This window comes from Burkholderia singularis, assembly GCF_900176645.1.
GTDB classification, from domain to species: Bacteria; Pseudomonadota; Gammaproteobacteria; order Burkholderiales; family Burkholderiaceae; genus Burkholderia; species Burkholderia singularis.
In genome coordinates this window covers 1-18,258 of record NZ_FXAN01000065.1, presented here as the reverse complement: position 1 = coordinate 18,258, position 18,258 = coordinate 1, and the positions used below count along the sequence as shown (strand labels likewise).

Genomic DNA, 18,258 nt, shown 5'->3' with positions numbered 1-18,258 from the left:
GTGCGCGTCGAGCGGCGAAAGCGCCGCGTAACGGAGCGCCGAACGGCCCGCGCGCGAGCATGCGGCGCCCGTGCGAGCCGGCCGCAGGCAGCGCACGCGAGCGCCGGCCGCTAGCCGGCGAGGCTCGAGACCGCAGTGTGCCGTGCGCCTCGACGAACCGCCGGCTCGCCCGGCGCCGCTGCAAACCGAATGCATGCAAACCGCACGCAGCAAATCGCTGCCCGGCACGGCGCAACCCCGCCGCGCCGCCGGTTTGACCCTGCCGCGCACACGCGTCGGCAAGGGCCCGCATGCTAAAATGGCCAGCTTCGAACTCTCCCTACGACGCTGGCGCCATGAATATCGTGATTTTGGCGGCAGGCACCGGCAAGCGCATGCGTTCGGCGCTGCCTAAAGTGCTTCATCCTCTGGCCGGCAGGCCGCTTCTCTCCCACGTGATTGATACCGCCCGCGCGCTTGCGCCGTCGCGGCTCGTCGTCGTGATCGGCCACGGCGCGGATCAGGTGCGCGCCGCCGTCGCCGCGCTGGACGTCCAGTTCGCGCTGCAGGAGCAGCAGCTGGGCACCGGCCATGCGGTGCGTCAGGCGCTGCCGCTGCTCGACCCCGCGCAACCGACGCTCGTGCTGTACGGCGACGTGCCGCTCACGCGCACCGCCACGCTCAAGCGTCTCGTCGATGCCGCAACCGATGCGCGCTACGGCGTGCTCACCGTCACGCTCGACGACCCCACCGGTTACGGGCGCATCGTGCGCGACCAGGCCGGCTGCGTGGTGCGCATCGTCGAGCAGAAGGACGCGAGCGCCGACGAGCTGAAGATCGCCGAGATCAACACCGGCATCGTCGTGGCGCCGACCGCGCAGCTCGCGATGTGGCTCGGCGCGCTCGGCAACGACAACGCGCAGGGCGAGTACTACCTGACCGACGTGGTCGAGCAGGCGATCGAGGCGGGCTTCGAGATCGTCACGACGCAGCCCGACGACGAATGGGAAACGCTCGGCGTCAACAGCAAGGCGCAGCTTGCCGAGCTTGAACGCATCCATCAGCGCCAGCTTGCCGATACGCTGCTCGCCGACGGCGTCACGCTCGCCGATCCCGCCCGCATCGACGTGCGCGGCAGGCTCGCGTGCGGCCGCGACGTGTCGATCGACGTGAACTGCGTGTTCGAAGGCGACGTGACGATCGCCGATGACGTGACGATCGGCGCGCACTGCGTGATCCGCAACGCGACGATCGGCGCGGGCGCGCGCATCGACGCGTTCTCGCACGTCGACGGCGCGGCGATCGGCGCGCATGCGGTGGTCGGCCCGTATGCGCGGCTGCGCCCGGGCACGGCGCTCGCCGACGACGCGCACGTCGGCAACTTCGTCGAGGTGAAGAACGCGGTGATCGGCCACGGCTCGAAGGCCAACCACCTCACGTACATCGGCGATGCCGACATCGGCGCGCGCGTGAACATCGGCGCGGGCACGATCACCTGCAATTACGATGGCGCGAACAAATTCCGCACGATCATCGAGGACGACGTGTTCGTCGGCTCCGATACGCAGCTCGTCGCGCCGGTGCGCGTCGGCCGCGGCGTGACGATCGCGGCCGGCACGACGATCTGGAAGGACGTCGCCGAAGGCATGCTCGCGCTGAACGACAAAACGCAGACACAAAAGAGCGGCTACGTGCGGCCGGTCAAGAAAAAGAGCTAGAAAACGGGCGTTGAAGAACGGGGCTTCGCGGGCGCGCCGAATGCGCCCGCATCATTTTTAGGACAAGAATCATGTGCGGAATTGTCGGCGCGGTTGCGCAACGTAATATCGTTCCGGTGCTGATCGAGGGGTTGCGCCGTCTGGAATATCGCGGCTACGACTCGTGCGGCGTCGCGGTGCTCGAAGCCGGCGCGGGCGCCCCTACGCCGGGTGCCCCTACGCCGGGTGCCCCGAAGCGCGCGCGCAGCGTCGAGCGCGTGGCCGATCTCGATGCCCAAGTGCGCGAGTCGCGCCTCGAGGGCGTGACGGGCATCGCGCACACGCGCTGGGCGACGCACGGCGCGCCCATCACGCAAAACGCGCATCCGATCTTCTCGTCCAACGCGCTCGCGCTCGTGCACAACGGCATCATCGAGAACTTCGAGCCGCTGCGCGACGCGTTGCGTGCGAAGGGCTACGAGTTCGTGTCGCAGACCGACACCGAAGTCGTCGCGCATCTGATCCACAGCCTCTATCAAGGCAACCTGTTCGACGCGGTGCAGCAGGCCGTCAGGCAACTGCACGGCGCCTACGCGATCGCGGTGATCCACCGTGACGAACCGCATACCGTGGTGGGCGCGCGGCAGGGCTCGCCGCTCGTGGTCGGCTTCGGCGAGCGCGAGAACTTTCTCGCGTCCGACGCGCTCGCGCTCGCGGGCAGCACCGATCGCTTCACGTTCCTCGAGGAAGGCGACGTGTGCGAGCTGACGCTCGACGGTGTGCGCATCGCCGATCGCGACGGCGCGCGCGCCGAGCGCGACGTGCGCGTGGTGGCCGCCTACGGCGGCGCGGTCGAGCTTGGGCCGTACCGGCACTTCATGCAAAAGGAGATCTTCGAGCAGCCGCGCGCGATCTCCGACACGATCCCGCAAACCGACGCGTTCGGCCCGTCGCTGTTCGGCGAGCACGCGGCCGGCGTGTTTGCCGACATCGACAGTCTGCTGATCCTCGCGTGCGGCACGAGCTACTACTCGGGGGTGACCGCGAAATACTGGCTCGAATCGATCGCGAAAATTCCGACGCAAGTCGAAATCGCGAGCGAATACCGCTACCGCGAATCGGTGCCGAATCCGCGTGCGCTGGTCGTCGTCATCTCGCAATCGGGCGAGACGGCGGACACGCTCGCCGCGCTCAAGCACGCGCAGGCGCTCGGCCACTCGCACACGCTCGCGATCTGCAATGTCGCGACGAGTGCGATGGTGCGGCAAACCGGGCTGCAATTCCTGACGCACGCGGGCACCGAGATCGGCGTCGCGTCGACCAAGGCGTTCACCACGCAGCTCGTCGCGCTCTTCGTGCTCGCGGCCACGCTCGGCAAGCTGCGCGGGCATGTCGACGCCGCACGCGAAGCCGACTACCTGAAGCAACTGCGCCATCTGCCCGCCGCGCTCAACAGCGTGCTCGCGCTCGAGCCGCAGATCATCGCGTGGTCCGAAGAGTTCGCGCGCAAGGAAAACGCGCTGTTCCTCGGCCGCGGGCTGCATTACCCGATTTCGCTCGAAGGTGCGCTGAAGCTCAAGGAAATCTCGTACATCCACGCGGAAGCGTACCCGGCGGGCGAACTCAAGCACGGGCCGCTCGCGCTCGTGACCGAAGCGATGCCGGTGGTGACCGTCGCGCCGAACGATACGCTGCTCGAGAAGCTGAAATCGAACATGCAGGAAGTGCGCGCGCGCGGCGGCGAACTGTACGTATTCGCCGATGCGGACACGCATATCGTCAATGGCGAAGGGCTGCACGTGATCCGGATGCCGGAGCACTACGGGCTGCTGTCGCCGATCCTGCACGTCGTGCCGCTGCAATTGCTCGCGTATCACACGGCATGCGCGCGAGGCACGGATGTGGACAAGCCGCGGAATCTGGCGAAATCGGTGACGGTGGAATAGGCGGCGGCGTCGGGCGCGCCGACTTCGTGCGGGCGATTCGGCACCGCGCGCCGCGGGCCGGCCTCGCCGCCACGCGGCATCCGCCGCGCCATGCGTGCGTCCCGCGCACGCCCGCGCCGCTTACGACGCGACGACGACCGGATGAAACCCCGCCGCCTCGACCACCTCGACCACGCGCTCGGCACCCAGCGTCGAGCCGACGCTGACGATTTTCGATTCGACGTCCGCCGCGACGGTCGCGGCCGGGTCCGCAGCCGTGATCGCCTGTTTGATCGCGTTCGCGCAACCGCCGCACGACATGTCTTTCACTTCGAGTTTCATCTGCTTTCTCCTGTCCGAGTGTGTGAACGTGACTGAAGCGTGCATCTTCCCACGGTGGGAAGGTCAAGCAGATTTTCGATTCCGTTGCGGCGATACGCACACGAGCGATGCCCACGATACCCGGCGCAATACGCGGCAATCACGCGGATGAACGCGTCAATCGCCGTGCCGCGCCCGCTTGAGGCCCGGCATGACGGGGCACCGTCAAGGCTTCGCGGCCGCCTGGCACAAAGCGAGATTGTGCAGTATGGCCTTGCCGGTCGATTGGTAATTTTCGGCATCGCACGGCGGCAAGCCGAACGCATCGTCCTTCTGCCGTTGTACGGCGACCGTATCGGCCAGCACCGCCGCACACCGCGCGCGGTCGCCGCGGTGATACTCGGCCAGCGCGAGATCGCTCTTCGCCTTGTCGCGCTCGATCCAATCCATGAACGCCGCGCATTGCGACAGCAGCGCGGTCATCGTCGCGCGCGCGGCGTCGTAATCCTTCACCGCGTATTGCCGGTGTGATTGCTCGATGCGCGCTGCGCGCTGCCGATCGGTGCAGGCAGCCGGCGGGCGGCGATACTCGCCGTCGAAACCGGCGCGTGCGCCGCAATTGTCACGGCAAGCGTCGGCACCCGCCGAATCGAGCTTGAGCACGCGCCGGCCGTCACCGGACAGCGCGATGCGGCACACGCCGCCGCTGTCCGTCGCGACGGCCGTGTGCCCGTCGACGGTGCCGCTCAGCGAGCAGGTGTGGCAATTGCCGCCGATCGTCTCCAGCGTGAAGCGGTTCGCATGGATGCTCAGCACGCCGTGCGCGCTGCCACCTTCGACATACACATATTGGCCCGGCTCGATGGCCGGGCCGGCCACGCTCGCGCATACGCCCACCGACAAACTCGCGGCGGCCGCCGCGCGGATCATCCGGATTCCGAAGCTCATATGCCCTCGTCGCTGCGTCGCGGTATGGGAAAGTGGGAGTGGAAATGGAAAACGCGAAGTGCCGTGCGACGCACGCGCCGCCGCCCTCAGGCCGCCGCCTGCGCCTGCAGCCTCAAGCGCCGCGCCTGCCGCGGCAACACGACGTACAGTGCGCCGATAACATTCAACGCCAATCCGAGCGCCTGGCCGGGCACCGGATGGCCTGCATGCCGCAACGGCCATTGCACGGCGATGCTGATCAGCACCGACACCAGCAGCCCCCAGCCGGTGCTGGTCAACGCGAGCATCGTCGCCTGCTTGAGCGTCTGCGCGACCGGCACGCTCAGCGCGTGCGCCGCGAAACCCTTGCGAGTCATATACCCGCTGATCGGCAAATATAAAAGGGTACTGACGATCACCAGCAAGCCGAATGCGATCGTCAGCCCGAGCGGCGGATGGCCGGCGGCCGAGCGCATCCGAGTCATCCAGAAAACCAACGCGGCGATGTCGATCAGCCATATCGGCAGCGTGGCCGCCATTTGGCGCCAAAAACAGGACCACCACACCGACAAGCGCCGAACGAACCCCATCGGCGGCAGCATCTCGAACATATCAATCTCCATTCTTGTTATCGATTCTACGATGGCGCGGATGCGGCCCGCGACGATTGATGCGTAAGACGGCGCCCCCCCCCCCGAAAAGCGCCGTTGCGGCGGCCGGTGCGGCGGGCACGGCGGGCGCAAGCGCGCGCCGTGCGATCGGACCTCGAACTGGGTTCCAAAATTTGGGCCTTGAATTCAGGCATTGAATCCGGCCCGACATGCGGCGTTACTCGCCGCCGTTCTTTTCGTCCTTCAGTTGCGGCAGCGCCGACGCGTCGGCCGGCGTCAACAGGCCGACTTGCGAATAAATCCGCAGCTTGTCGCGCGTATCGGTGATGTCGAGATTGCGCATCGTCAACTGCCCGATCCGGTCGCGCGGCGAGAACGTCGATGCAACCTTCTCCATCGACAGCCGCTCCGGCTGATACGTGAGGTTCGGCGAGCGCGTGCGGACGATCGAATAATCGTTGCCGCGCCGCAGCTCGATCGTCACTTCGCCCGTGATCGCGCGCGCGACCCAGCGTTGCGCGGTCTCGCGCAGCATGACCGCCTGCGGGTCGAACCAGCGGCCCTGATACAGCAGGCGGCCGAGACGGCGGCCGTTCTCGCGGTACTGCTCGATCGTATCCTCGTTGTGAATGCCGGTGACGAGCCGCTCGTATGCGATATACAGCAGCGCGAGCCCCGGTGCTTCGTAAATGCCGCGGCTCTTCGCCTCGATGATCCGGTTCTCGATCTGATCGCTCATTCCAAGGCCGTGACGCCCGCCGATCCGGTTTGCCTCGAGCAGCAGCTCGACCTGGTCCTTGAACTCGACGCCGTTGAGCGCGACCGGGCGGCCTTCGTCGAAGCGCACCGTCACTTCTTCCCGATCGATCTTCACGTCGTCGCGCCAGAACGCGACGCCCATGATCGGATTCACGATCCGGATGCCGCTTTCCAGGCTCTCCAGATCCTTGGCCTCATGCGTCGCGCCGAGCAGATTCGAATCGGTCGAATAGGCCTTCTCCGCCGACATCTTGTACTCGAAGCCCGACTTGCGCATGAATTCGGACATTTCCGCGCGCCCGCCCAGCTCGTCGATGAAGCGCTGATCGAGCCAAGGCTTGTAGATCTTCAGATCCGGATTCACGAGCAGGCCGTAGCGGTAGAAACGCTCGATGTCGTTGCCCTTGTACGTGCTGCCGTCGCCCCAGATGTTCACGCCGTCTTCCTTCATCGCGGCGACGAGCATCGTGCCCGTCACGGCGCGGCCAATCGGGGTCGTATTGAAATAGGTGACGCCAGCCGTCGAGATATGGAACGCGCCGCATTGGAGCGCCGCGATGCCCTCCGCGACGAGCTGCGCGCGGCAATCGATCAGGCGTGCGCCTTCGGCGCCGTATTGGATCGCGCGCTTGGGGATCGAATCGTAATCGTCTTCGTCGGGCTGACCGAGGTTCGCCGTGTACGCATAAGGAACGGCCCCCTTGATACGCATCCAGTGCAGCGCAGCGCTCGTATCGAGACCGCCGGAGAACGCGATGCCGACCTTCTGGCCGGCCGGGAGACTTTCAAGAATCGTGGTCATGAGGAAAACCGTTCAATCAAGTGGACAGGGAATTTCGCGGAATTCAAGAGTATATCGGGCAGGCCTCTTTAAACGAAATTTCGGCCACAGGCCGCGCGGGATCGAATCGAGCGGCGCACCTCTTTCACGCGCCGTCCGGCTCCTTTTGCCGCAGCGTGACGAACTCCTCGGCCGCGGTCGGATGAATGCCGATCGTCTCGTCGAACTGCGCCTTCGTCGCGCCGGCGCGGATCGCGATCGCGACGCCCTGAATGATCTCCGCCGCATCGCGCCCCACCATGTGCGCGCCCACGACACGTTGGCTGTCGCGCGCGACGACGAGCTTCATGAACGTCCTTTCGTCGCGTCCGGACAGCGTATGCCGCAGCGCCTTGAACGCAGTCTTGTAGATGTCGATCCCGCCGTGCTCGGCGCGGGCGCGCGCCTCGGTCAGCCCGACCGTCGCCACCTCGGGCTGGCTGAACACGGCGGACGGAATGTAGTGATGATCGGCCGCGATCCGCTTGCCGCCGAACAGATTCGCCGCGAGCAGCGTGCCGTCGCGCGTCGCGACAGGCGTCAGTTGCGGCCGGGCGGTCACGTCGCCGATCGCGTGGATCGACGGCACGCGCGTTGCCGAATACGCATCGACCTCGATCGCCCCGTTCGCATCGCGTGTGACGCCAAGCGCTTCCAGGCCGAGCCCGTCGCAGTTCGCGGCGCGGCCTGTCGCATACAGCACGGCGTCGTAAGGGCCGCTCGCGCCGTGCGCAAGCTGCAGCGTCAGTGCGCCGTGCGCGCCGCGCTCGATCGCGCCGATGCTCGCGCGCGTATGAATCGCGATGCCCTGTTTGGCCATCTCGTCGTGCAGGAAACGCCGCACGTCGTCGTCGAAGCCGCGCAGGATTTCGTCGCCGCGATAAAACAGCTCGACGTGCGCCCCCAGCCCGTTGAAAATGCCCGCGAACTCGACCGCGATATAACCGCCACCGACGATCGCGATCCGGCCGGGCAGCTCAGGCAGGCTCAACGCCTCGCGCGACGTGATCGCGTGCTCGATGCCGGGAATCGCCGGCAGCGTCGGCCGCGAGCCCGTCGCGATGCCGATGTGCCGCGCGGTGAGGCGGCGCCCGGCGAGTTCGACCGTGTGGGCGTCGGCAAGCGTCGCGCGCCCTTCACGAATATCGACGCCGGCTTTCGTCAGCAGATCGACATAAATGCGGCTCAGCCGCGCGATCTCACGATCCTTCGCGGCAATGAGCGCGGGCCACGAGAACGCGCCGCGATCGAAGGTCCAGCCGAAGCCGGCCGCGTCCTCGACTTCGTGGCTGTAATGCGACGCGTAGACGAGCAGTTTCTTCGGAATACAGCCGCGCAGCACGCAGGTACCGCCAATCTGCTCCGACTCGGCGATGCCGACGCGCACGCCGTACGATGCGGCGATCCGCGCAAGGCGCACCCCGCCCGAGCCCGCGCCGATCACAAACAGGTCGTAGTCGAATTCCATCGCATCGCTCCATCGAAGTCCGGATGACCGGACGATAGCAAGATTTCGACTTTCTTGCGGAGCGCGCGCACGGCCGATCGGCACACGGCCCGCGCGCAAAGAAAACGGGAGGCCAAGCTTTCGCTTGCCTCCCGCGTCGTGCGGGCGCGCCGCGCGCCCGCCATGCCCGTCTGCCGTGCGTTACGCCTGCGATGCGCCGCTGTCCGGCGCGGCCGTATTGTCGCCCCCTTCGGCCGCTTCGCCTTCCTTCTTCTCGACGAGATTCTCAAGCGCCTCGGCGCCCTTGAAACCCGCAACCGCAGCCGCGGCCTTCGTCAACAAACCAGCATCCGAATCGACCTTCTCGGCCGCCTCGACCGCCGCAACCGCACCCGCAATCTCGCCCACCGTATTCAAGATTCCCATCGCCATCACCGTTTATGGTTGAACGTGAGCGTGCATGATCGCACCGGCATCGATGCCACGCCACGGTTGTAACATTCGGTAGCGCCCGTTACGTCCGGCACGACCTCCCGCGAGCCGGCGCGCGATCGACGACGATCACGATGCCGCGAGCCAAGCTTAGTCCACTCGCCGCCGCATGACTGTCAAACTATGTCGAATACTTTTCGACGGGCTTTCACTCGACAGGCATCCTCTGCATTCGCGCGTTTGGCACGATGGGCACGGCCGGTCAGGCACGGCCGGTCAGGCACGGACGGTTAGCGGCACGCCGGTCACTCACTCGCGCCGGACGCAGGCGCCGCCACGCTTGCCGCCACACCGCCGCCGGACGCGGACGCCGGCGCGGATGCCGGATGGCTTGCGTTGCTGCTCACGGCATCGTCGTCGTCCGGCTTCGTGCATCCGGATAGCAGCAGTGCGGTGATCGCCGCTGCGGCGCATGCGTATCGCTTCATTGCGTCACTCCCTTCGAAAGGCGCCGTCGAAACGGCATCGGCATTCAGCCGATACGTTATTTGAAGAACGTCATCTGCACGACCTTGACGATCACGAGCCCGACCGCAAGCACCAGATAGCCGCGCAGCACGCCCATCCAGATGCGCGTCGACAGCGTGATCCGCGGCGCAGGCAACGTGTCGAGCGGTGGCATCCGCCACGTGTCGCGCAGGCTGCGCTCCATGGGTGCGGCCGGCTGCGCGCCGCCGCGCTTGCGCAGCGCGAGCGTCGCGCCATAGCCGAGCACCGCGAGCAGCGTGCCGAACGCGAGCACTTCGAGCATCGTCTCGCCGCTGATGTCCGGATACAGCACCGATGCCGTCAAAATGATCGACAGCATCACGAGCACCCAGATCACCGCGCCGGTGAACAGGTTCAACCTCGTCGAGTTGACCCACGGCCCGAGCACCGCGCGATCGTTGCACAACAGCAGCAGGAACACCGTCGCGCTCGGCAGCAGCACGCCCGCGAGCGTCTGCACCGCCTCGGTCAGCAGGCCGAGCGGGCTGCCCGGAATCAGCACGAGCACGGCCGCCGCGGCAACGATGCCGAAATAGACGAAATAGAACCCCTTCGCATCCGACACGCTGCGATGCAACGAATGATGGATCTTGAACACGTCGCCGATCGCATAGGCCGTCGCGAGCGAGACTGCCGCGGCGCCGATGATCGACGCGTCGAGCAGCGCGATCGCGAACAACGTCGCGCTCGTGTGGCCGGCGTACTTCGCCAGGCCCGCGATCACGCCGCCTGCATCGCTGAAGTTGCCGTATTCCGGCTTGCCCGCGTAAAGCGCCGCGCAAAACGAGATCATCGCGACCGCGCCGATCATCACGAATACGATGCCGATCCACAAGTCCGCCTTCTCGTATTTCATGAAGCGCGGCGTGATCCGCTTGTCGATCACGTAGCTCTGCTGAAAGAAGAGCTGCCACGGCGCGATCGTTGTGCCGACGATGCCGATCACCAGCAACATCACATCGGAAAGTTTCGCGTGCGCGGGCCAGCTCGGCACGACCAGATCGCGCGCGATTTGATGCACGGGCGGGTGAATCGTGACGAGCACGGGCACGAGCAGCAGGCTCACCACGCACAGCCCGATCGCGAAGCGCTCGAACCGGCGGAAATCGCCGGTGCTGACGGCCGCCATCGTAAGCGCCGCCGCGATGCACACGCCTGCGATCTTCGATACGCCGAAGAAATCGAGCACGAACGTAATGCCGATGAATTCGGTAACGATCGTCAGCGCGTTCAGGATGAACAGGTCGATCACGCTGAACGCGCCCCAGAACTTGCCGAAGCGCTCGAAAATCAACCGCGCGTGGCCGACGCCCGTGACTGCGCCAAGACGCAGCACCATTTCCTGATTGACGAACAGCACCGGCACGAGCAGCAGCAGCGTCCAGAGCAGCGACGTGCCGTAGTTCTGGCCCGCCTGCGTATAAGTGCCGAACGCGCCGGCGTCGTTATCGCCGACCATCACGATGAGACCCGGCCCGAGAATGGCGAGCAGCGTGCGAAAACGCGCCCACCAGCCGTTGCGCGGCGCGGTGTCGTGGTGCGCGATCGTGCCGAGCGCGCCCTTGATGTCGCCCAGATGCGCGTGATCGAGAACGGCGCTGCGCTCCCGCGCAATCGGTGGAGAGAGGTCGGTTGGCGTGGACATGCTGTTACTCCGATAAGTGTGTAGTCGTTAAGCGGCGCATTGAGCCGACATAGGCAAACGCGCGCCGCCGGACGGCAACGCTTGCCTATGTCGAAACGCGCAGCGGGTTCAGAAAATCAATGTTTTCAGGCGCTGCCAGAATGTGGCGTGTGCCGGCTTGCCCGCGGCATCGAGCGACAGCATCGCGTCGTAGTGAAGGCGCGATTCTTCAACGTGCGGCAGTTGCGACAGAAGCAGACCGAATTGCATGACGAGGCTCCGGGCGAGTGTTCTCGCGTCGAGGGAAGCTAGGCGCCCGGTGCATGCGCGAGGCGCGATCGGTCGAGCCCCACGCGCTTCCCTTAATGATCGAAATCGAAACGATTCAGGATGGGGCGTATGGGATAGCTGTCACTGTCCGGCATATCGGCTCCTTGTATTCAAAAGGTCATCGTCCAGCGCATACGCGCGATACGAATACGCCAGCCGCGCGCATGCACGGCGCCCGACGCGGCGTGAGCGGCGTCGAGCGCGCGCGCCGCCAGCCAGCGGCTCGCGGCGTTGCCGAATGCGCGCGTGCGAAAGCGCAGCGCTCATGCGGCGCGAATCAAGGGTGCACGGACGAGGGAAACTGGAGTACTACGGCGCGCACCGTCTGCATGATCGGCAGGACGGCGGCGGAAAGAAGGCGCGGACGTCTTGCCGTTCAGGCGGAGAAATTGCTCGAAGGTCGACTACTGCAAGTGTCCAAGGCATCGGCCCCATCTGTGGAGATGGCCGGATTCTAGGTAGGCGGCAGATCGAAAGTCAATCGCCAATGATTGGTATCGCAAAAAAATTTCGCGCCGCGCGTCGGCTGTAAGTTTTGAGGCAATGAAATCGAGCCCGATGCTTTCAATGCCGCGCGCGCCGTGTCGCATGCAAACCCGGCCAAAAACGCAGGCACCGCGAACGTATGCCGGCCGGCTCGGCATTTTTATTCGTTTTTTACTTGCATGCGTATCGATAGGCCGCATACAATCCGCCGCAATTCTTTACCGAAGGAGCGTCCCACGTGGACACGTGCCCTAGTAGTGAAAATCTGAAGCCGGTTCATGCCGGCCGCGTCATCGCGAGATAGCCGCTTGGGTTTCCTTCGCCGCTAACTCGCACCAGTCGGGTTAGCGCGCTTCATCGCCGACGGCTTTCGCCTGTCCGGCCGCACGCAGCACGCTTGCTCTGTTTCGTCGTCAGCCGTCCCGCCGGGCGGGCGACGTCACGTATCGTCCAACGTGCGCCGCTGCGCACGGGAGCGCAGTCATGCTTGTTCCATTCGTTATCGCCAAACTCAGGCGATATGCCGATCCGCCTATCCGCCGGCGCGGCATTTCGGCCATCCCGCCGCTTGCGCAACCCGCAGGCCACGACTTGCCGCCACGCGCCGATCATCGCGCGTGGCCCGCGGCGTGGGCAATCGTCGCGGCCGCCGCATTCGCAATCGCGTTCGCGGCGCTGTTGATTCAAGCAAGCTTTCGCATCGGCCTGCATCAATCGATTCGCATAAGCTGGTGGTTCTCCTAGGCCGCCAGCCAGCCACCGGTTTGCCGCGGCCGGCGGGCTTCTCCGAGCGGCAGGCGGCCGCCATGCCCGGGCGCTTCAGTTCAACAAGCAACGATTCGTCATGAAGAAAACCATTCATCACCTGCTCGCAAAATCCGGCGTCGTCACCGGCCTGCCGTTGCTGCTGTCGCTCGGCGTCGCGCAGCCGGCGCTCGCGCAAACGGCAAACGCCACGCCGGCAACGCCCGACAACGCCGCGCCGGCATCAGCCGGCCACGCCGCGCCTACGCCGGCCGCAGCGGACCAGGCTCAGGCTGCAACGGCCGGGGCCGCTGACGGCTCATCCGCCGCGCAACGCGCGCAAGCCGCGCCCGATGCGCACCCCGCCCCCGCGCCGGGCGATCCGCCCGCCGAAGCGCCTGCGCCAACCGGCTTCTGGGAACGCTCGAATCTGCTCGGCGATATGGGGGGCCTGCGCAGTAAGCTCGGCGATCACGGCATCACGCTCAACTTGCAGGAAACCAGCGAATATCTGACCAACCTGTCGGGCGGCACCAAACGCGGCGGCGCCTACGACGGCCTCACGCAATTCGGTTTCAGCGTCGATACCGACAAGGCATTCGGCCTGCCGGGCGGCACGTTCAACGTCTCCGCGCTGCAGATCCACGGCACGAACCTGACGCAGCGCAACTTGCAATTGCTGCAGACAGCAACCGGCATCGAGGCGGAATCGACGACGCGCCTCTGGGAGCTGTGGTATCAGCAAGCGTTCGCGGGCGGCCGCGCGGACGTGAAGATCGGCCAGCAGAGTCTCGACCAGGAATTCATGGTGAGCCAGTACGCCAGCACCTTCATCAACGCGACCTTCGGCTGGCCGGTGCTGCCGTCCACCGACATGCCGGCGGGCGGCCCCGCCTATCCGCTGTCGTCGCTCGGCGTGCGGCTGCGCGTGAAGGCGTCTGATGCATGGACGGTGATGGCGGGCGTGTTCGACGGCAATCCGGCAGGCGGTCCGGGCGATCCCCAGCAACTCAACCGTCACGGCACGAACTTCAATCTGGGCAATGGCGCGCTCTTCATCGGCGAGTTGCAGTACGCGCTCAACGCGCCGCCCGCCGACTCGAAAGCGCCGCCGCCCGCCGGCCTGCCGGGCATGTACAAGCTCGGCTTCTGGTACAACACCGAGCGTTTCGACGATCCGCGCTACGACACGAACGGCGTGCCGCTCGCGAGTCCGGCAAGCAACGGCGCGCCCGCGACGCATCGCGGCAATTACGGTTTCTATGCACTCGCCGATCAGATGGTGTGGCGGCCGAGCGCGGACAGCCCACGCTCGCTGAACGTGTTCGCGCGCGTCATGGGCGCGCCGGGCGATCGCAATCAGGTCGATTTCGCGTTCAATGCCGGCGTCACGCTGAAGGCGCCGTTCGCGGGCCGCGACAACGACACGGCCGGCGTTGCGATCGGCTACGCGAAGCTCGGCTCGCGCGCACGCGGATTCGACGGCGATACCGGCGTCTACACGACGCCCGGCTATCCCGTGCGCCGCGCCGAGACCCTGCTCGAAGCGACTTACCAATATCAGGTAACGCCGTGGTGGCAATTGCAGGCGGACTTTCAGTATGTATTCCGGCCGGGCGGCGGCATCCCGAATCCGAACGAACCGGGCGCACGGATCGGCAACGAGGCGATCATCGGGCTGCGCACGACGATTGTGTTCTGATCCGACGGCGGGACGCTCGCCGTGGAGCGGTTGGGTATGCACAGCGGTGACGCGGCGCCGGTTCCGGTTGACGACGATGGCTTGGCCGAGGGCGAAGCTCCGCACCGACGCCGGATCAACAGCGTAAGCGGATAGCACCGCCGCCAACCCCGCGCAAACCTGGCATCGGCCAACGCGCGCAGCGGCCGCACAAGCCATGCCGGGCCGCCCTTCACCTCGACGCGCCAAGCCGGGCGTAGGTCAAACCGCGCGGCCGGTCATTTGCCAGAATGGCCGCGCACCTTGCACTCGAGCGGCGTGCGCTTGAGCCTGCCTCGACAATCAGCGCACCGCACACGCTGGGCACGGCCACCGTGCCCGCGCCCTCCCTTTTACGCCGCTCCTTTACACGGCCCTTTTACGCCGTCCCCCTCCGACGACGCGCGCAACCGCTGCGTCTTCCAGATCTGGAACCCCCTCGCCGCAAGCTCGATCAGAAAAGACTTCAATCCGCTTTCGTCCGGAATCGGACGGCGGCCTTTGGCAATCCGATGCATTTGTCGCGAATACCACGTGACTTCGAGCGAGCCGAGACTGTCGAAATATTTGATGCCCGTGGTGAGCGGCTTGATGCGATGAAGCGTTTCCTCGCCGCGCAGCAGCCGCGCCGGCGCATCCGGCTCGATCGTGAAAATACGGCCGAGGCCGATCAAATCGAGTGCACCGGCGCGCAATGGCGCCGTCATCCCGGCAAGGCTACGAAATCCGCCCGTGACCATCAGCGGCACGCTAACCTCGGCGCGCACCTTCTCCGCGAACTCCAAAAAATACGCTTCGCGCGCGAGCGTCGACGCCTTGCGTTGGCCGACCTGCATCACCGGTTCCTCATAAGTGCCGCCGGAGATTTCCACGAGATCGATACCGGCCTGCGCGAGCGCGCGGATCACGTCGAGCGACTCTTCCTCGGTGAACCCGCCGCGCTGGAAATCAGCCGAATTCAGCTTGATCGAGACCGGAAAATCCGGGCCGACGCGGCGGCGCACTTCGTGATACACGGCAAGCACGAAGCGGCGGCGCTTCTCGACGTTGCCGCCCCAATCGTCATCGCGCTGATTGTGATGCGGCGACAAAAACTGGCTGATCAGATAACCATGCGCGCCGTGCAGTTGCACGCCGGTAAAGCCCGCTTGCTTGGCGATCGCGGCGGCCGCGCCGAAGCGCGTGATGATGTCGTCGATCTGCGCGGTCGTCAGCGCGCGCGGCACCGGGAAGTACGGCGCGAGCTTCGGTCCGAAACCGATCGCCGAAGGCGCGACAGTTTCGCGGTTGAGCCCGCGCATCGCCTGCTTGCCGGGGTGATTGAGCTGCATCCACAATTCGCTGCCATGCGCGGTGCCGGCCGCCGCCCACTCGCGCAGGTGCGGCAGATCACGCTCGTCCTCGATCACGACGTTGCCCGGCTCGCCGAGCGCACGGCGATCGATCATCACGTTGCCGGTCAACAGCATCCCCGCTCCCGAAGACGACCAGCGCCGATACAGCGTGATCAACTCCGATGTCACGCAGCCGTCGGCATTGGCGAGCGTCTCGGTGAGCGCCGATTTCGCGAGACGATTTTTCAACACCGTGCCGTTGGGCAACGTGAGCGGTTGCGACAGCACTGCGCTCATATTCGGGTCTGGATCTGGCATGTTGCGATTCTCCGGCTAAACCGACAAAACCATCAAAAAACGAATCATTCTTCAATGACACGGTTGATATCGTAGGTTCCGAAAAAGAACTTTGCAAGCGAAGTAAAACGGCAAACTGTTCGACTGCGGCAGCTACGTGGGTCCGCGCGCGTCGCGTATGTCACGGCAGGCCACCGTTTGTCGCGATCGGAAGATGAGACATGCGGCCTGGCGCTGGTCCCCGGCTGGCCCTCTCCTATGCGCGCCAATCCGCCGAACTGCCCCTCGGCATGCCGGCAAACTCGCCACGCCGCGGCATGAACAAGCGCGGCCAACGCAGCACGCCATCGACGATTTGTCAGGCAATCCGAAGCAATTTGTCATTCACGCGTCATCGGAAAGTCGGCTTCGCGCTTTATCGTGGCCCCTTCGGCCTCGTGCAAACAAAGCGCGCCATCGCAGCGAGACGTCGCCCTTGCCTCGCATGGCCGGATACGGCATGCTGGAACGAACGCTCGATACGCTCGGCCGTTCTGCCCGGCCCCTGCCGATGAGAGTCGCATTCACGCGGAGCTATCAGCTTGGTCCCCGTCGCCCTCGCCGTTCGCCGTTCCAGCCGCCCAGACACGCATGCCACCGCCCACGCGCGCCCATTCGCACGGGGGATTGCACGATGAGGACGCGCGCTTGGCTCACCGTTGCAATTGCCGCGCTGCTTGCGGTTGAGTTGTTCTCGTTCGGCGATATCCGGCACACCGCCGCGAGCATCGCCTCGCAGCTCGCGGCGATGCTCGCGGCGCTCTGCGCGCTGAGCGCGCTGCTCGGCTGCGTCTACACGTTGCTGGCGGGTGCGCTCACGCGGCACTTCTTTGCGCGCGCGCCACACGAGCCGCGGCATTGTCCACCGGTGACGATCGTCAAGCCGCTGCATGGCACCGAGCAAGCGCTGTTCGCGAATCTCGCGAGCTTCTGCGAGCAGCGCTATGACGGTCCGATCCAGTTCCTGTTCGGCGTGCACGACCGCAACGACCCCGCGCTGCGCGCCGTCGAAGCGTTATGCCACGCCTTTCCGCACGCGCGCGTGACGACGATCGCCGACGCGCGCCTATACGGCCCGAACCGCAAGATCGCCAACCTCGTCAACATGCTGCCCGCCGCCATGCACGATCTGCTGATCTTCGCGGACAGCGACGTGAGCGTCGGCCCCGATTACGTGCGCCACGTCGTCGGTGAACTCGAACAGCCCGGCGTCGGGCTCGTGACCTGCGCGTACCGCGGCCGGCCCGATCCGGGCTTCTGGCCGCGCATCGAGTCGCTCGTGACCAATCATCATTTCCTGCCCGGCGTCGTCACGGGCCTCGCGCTCAAGCTCGCGCGTCCGTGCTTTGGGCAGACCATCGCGATGCGCCGCGCCACGCTCGATGCAATCGGTGGTCTCACGCAATTCGCACACCATCTCGCGGAGGATCATGCGATCGGTGAAGCGGTGCGCGCGCACGGCGAGCGCGTATCGGTGCCGCCGTTCGTCATCGAGCACGGCTGCGTCGAAACGAGCGCGAGACGGCTCGCCACGCACGAACTGCGCTGGAGCCGCACGATTCGCGCCGTCGATCCGCGCGGCCATCTCGGCCTGATCGTCACGCATCCGTTCGCGCTCGCCCTGTTGAGCGCCGTGCTGTCCGACGGCGCGTGGTGGTCCTGGCCGCTCGTGCCGATCGCGCTTGCCGCACGCCTGGCCGCCAAATACGCAACCGATCGCGCCGTGCGGCAGCCGGTGCGCGACCTGTGGCTGCTGCCGCTTGCCGATCTGGTCGCATTCGGCGTCTTCGTCACGAGTTTCTCGTCGTCACGCGTGATCTGGCGCGGCTTGAGTTTCGATGTCGATCGCGAGGGCCGCTTGTGCCCCGCCCCCGAAAAACGTTCGAACGCATAGCGCCGCCGGCCCGTCGCATTACTTCGTCATGCCAAACGAATCGATTCCGCAACAAACGCCGATACAGCCGCACGCGCCGCGCCGGCGTGCGCTCAAGCACGCCGGGCGTATCGCGGCGCTCGCCGGCCTCGCGCTCTCGCTCTGGCTCGTCGCGCGCGACAACCCCGCTGCCGTGCTTGCGTTGATGCGCGCCGCGGGCGCCGGGCTCGTCATCGCCGCCGCTGCGCATCTGCTGCCGATGCTCGCCAACGCCAAGGATTGGCAAACGCTGTTCGCCCCGGCCAGCCGGCCGGGGCGAACAGCGTTTGCCAATCCTTGGCGTT

General features: G+C 66.0%; 14 protein-coding genes and 1 pseudogene. 5 read left to right on the top strand and 10 right to left on the bottom strand.

The window, feature by feature from the left end; translation table 11 throughout:
- Nucleotides 1–335 precede the first annotated feature (335 nt).
- Nucleotides 336–1,697, top strand: coding sequence for a bifunctional UDP-N-acetylglucosamine diphosphorylase/glucosamine-1-phosphate N-acetyltransferase GlmU (gene glmU / locus BSIN_RS14400; RefSeq protein ID WP_089341008.1), 1,362 nt, complete (start codon nt 336–338; stop codon nt 1,695–1,697).
- Nucleotides 1,698–1,768: 71 nt separating this feature from the next.
- Complete coding sequence (gene glmS, locus BSIN_RS14395; protein ID WP_089341007.1) at nt 1,769–3,622, top strand: glutamine--fructose-6-phosphate transaminase (isomerizing); 1,854 nt, start codon at nt 1,769–1,771, stop codon at nt 3,620–3,622.
- A 120-nt stretch (nt 3,623–3,742) separates the two neighbouring features.
- Here the strand turns inward: glmS and BSIN_RS14390 are convergent, their stop codons facing one another.
- The 9 genes from BSIN_RS14390 to BSIN_RS26030 form a co-directional block, all read right to left on the bottom strand.
- Nucleotides 3,743–3,943, bottom strand: a complete 201-nt coding sequence (locus BSIN_RS14390) for a heavy-metal-associated domain-containing protein (RefSeq protein WP_059517443.1) — start codon at nt 3,941–3,943, stop codon at nt 3,743–3,745.
- 204 nt (nt 3,944–4,147) lie between these two features.
- Entirely contained in the window at nt 4,148–4,852 is a 705-nt protein-coding gene (locus BSIN_RS14385) for a hypothetical protein (protein WP_173678688.1), read from the bottom strand.
- A gap of 104 nt (nt 4,853–4,956) precedes the next feature.
- Nucleotides 4,957–5,460, bottom strand: a complete 504-nt coding sequence (locus BSIN_RS14380; protein WP_089341025.1) for a hypothetical protein — start codon at nt 5,458–5,460, stop codon at nt 4,957–4,959.
- A gap of 217 nt (nt 5,461–5,677) precedes the next feature.
- Nucleotides 5,678–7,021, bottom strand: coding sequence for an argininosuccinate synthase (argG, locus tag BSIN_RS14375; protein WP_059517439.1), 1,344 nt, complete (start codon nt 7,019–7,021; stop codon nt 5,678–5,680).
- A 124-nt stretch (nt 7,022–7,145) separates the two neighbouring features.
- The gene (gene gor, locus BSIN_RS14370; protein ID WP_089341005.1) at nt 7,146–8,507 is read right to left on the bottom strand and encodes a glutathione-disulfide reductase; all 1,362 of its coding nucleotides are present in this window, start codon (nt 8,505–8,507) and stop codon (nt 7,146–7,148) included.
- Between the two features lie 180 nt (nt 8,508–8,687).
- Nucleotides 8,688–8,912 carry a hypothetical protein gene (locus tag BSIN_RS14365; RefSeq protein ID WP_089341024.1) on the bottom strand — a complete coding sequence of 75 codons (225 nt, stop codon included), beginning with the start codon at nt 8,910–8,912 and terminating at the stop codon, nt 8,688–8,690.
- Nucleotides 8,913–9,223: 311 nt separating this feature from the next.
- Nucleotides 9,224–9,406: a hypothetical protein gene (locus tag BSIN_RS14360; protein ID WP_089341004.1), complete on the bottom strand. Its 183-nt coding sequence runs from the start codon at nt 9,404–9,406 to the stop codon at nt 9,224–9,226.
- A gap of 56 nt (nt 9,407–9,462) precedes the next feature.
- Nucleotides 9,463–11,112 (bottom strand): NRAMP family divalent metal transporter, encoded by a 1,650-nt coding sequence (locus tag BSIN_RS14355; RefSeq protein ID WP_089341003.1) that lies wholly within the window; start codon nt 11,110–11,112, stop codon nt 9,463–9,465.
- 108 nt (nt 11,113–11,220) lie between these two features.
- On the bottom strand, nt 11,221–11,361 hold the full coding sequence (locus BSIN_RS26030; RefSeq protein ID WP_173678686.1) for a hypothetical protein: 141 nt from the start codon (nt 11,359–11,361) through the stop codon (nt 11,221–11,223).
- Nucleotides 11,362–12,751: 1,390 nt separating this feature from the next.
- Here BSIN_RS26030 and BSIN_RS14340 point away from each other — a divergent pair.
- The gene (locus BSIN_RS14340) at nt 12,752–14,353 is read left to right on the top strand and encodes a carbohydrate porin (RefSeq protein ID WP_089341000.1); all 1,602 of its coding nucleotides are present in this window, start codon (nt 12,752–12,754) and stop codon (nt 14,351–14,353) included.
- A gap of 371 nt (nt 14,354–14,724) precedes the next feature.
- Here the strand turns inward: BSIN_RS14340 and BSIN_RS14335 are convergent, their stop codons facing one another.
- Entirely contained in the window at nt 14,725–16,023 is a 1,299-nt protein-coding gene (locus tag BSIN_RS14335) for an NADH:flavin oxidoreductase/NADH oxidase family protein (RefSeq protein WP_089340999.1), read from the bottom strand.
- Between the two features lie 652 nt (nt 16,024–16,675).
- Between BSIN_RS14335 and hpnI the strand changes: the two genes are divergently transcribed.
- Nucleotides 16,676–17,935 carry a bacteriohopanetetrol glucosamine biosynthesis glycosyltransferase HpnI gene (hpnI, locus tag BSIN_RS14330; protein WP_089340998.1) on the top strand — a complete coding sequence of 420 codons (1,260 nt, stop codon included), beginning with the start codon at nt 16,676–16,678 and terminating at the stop codon, nt 17,933–17,935.
- A gap of 28 nt (nt 17,936–17,963) precedes the next feature.
- Nucleotides 17,964–18,258 (top strand): annotated as a pseudogene (locus tag BSIN_RS14325) (hypothetical protein); the annotation flags it as partial.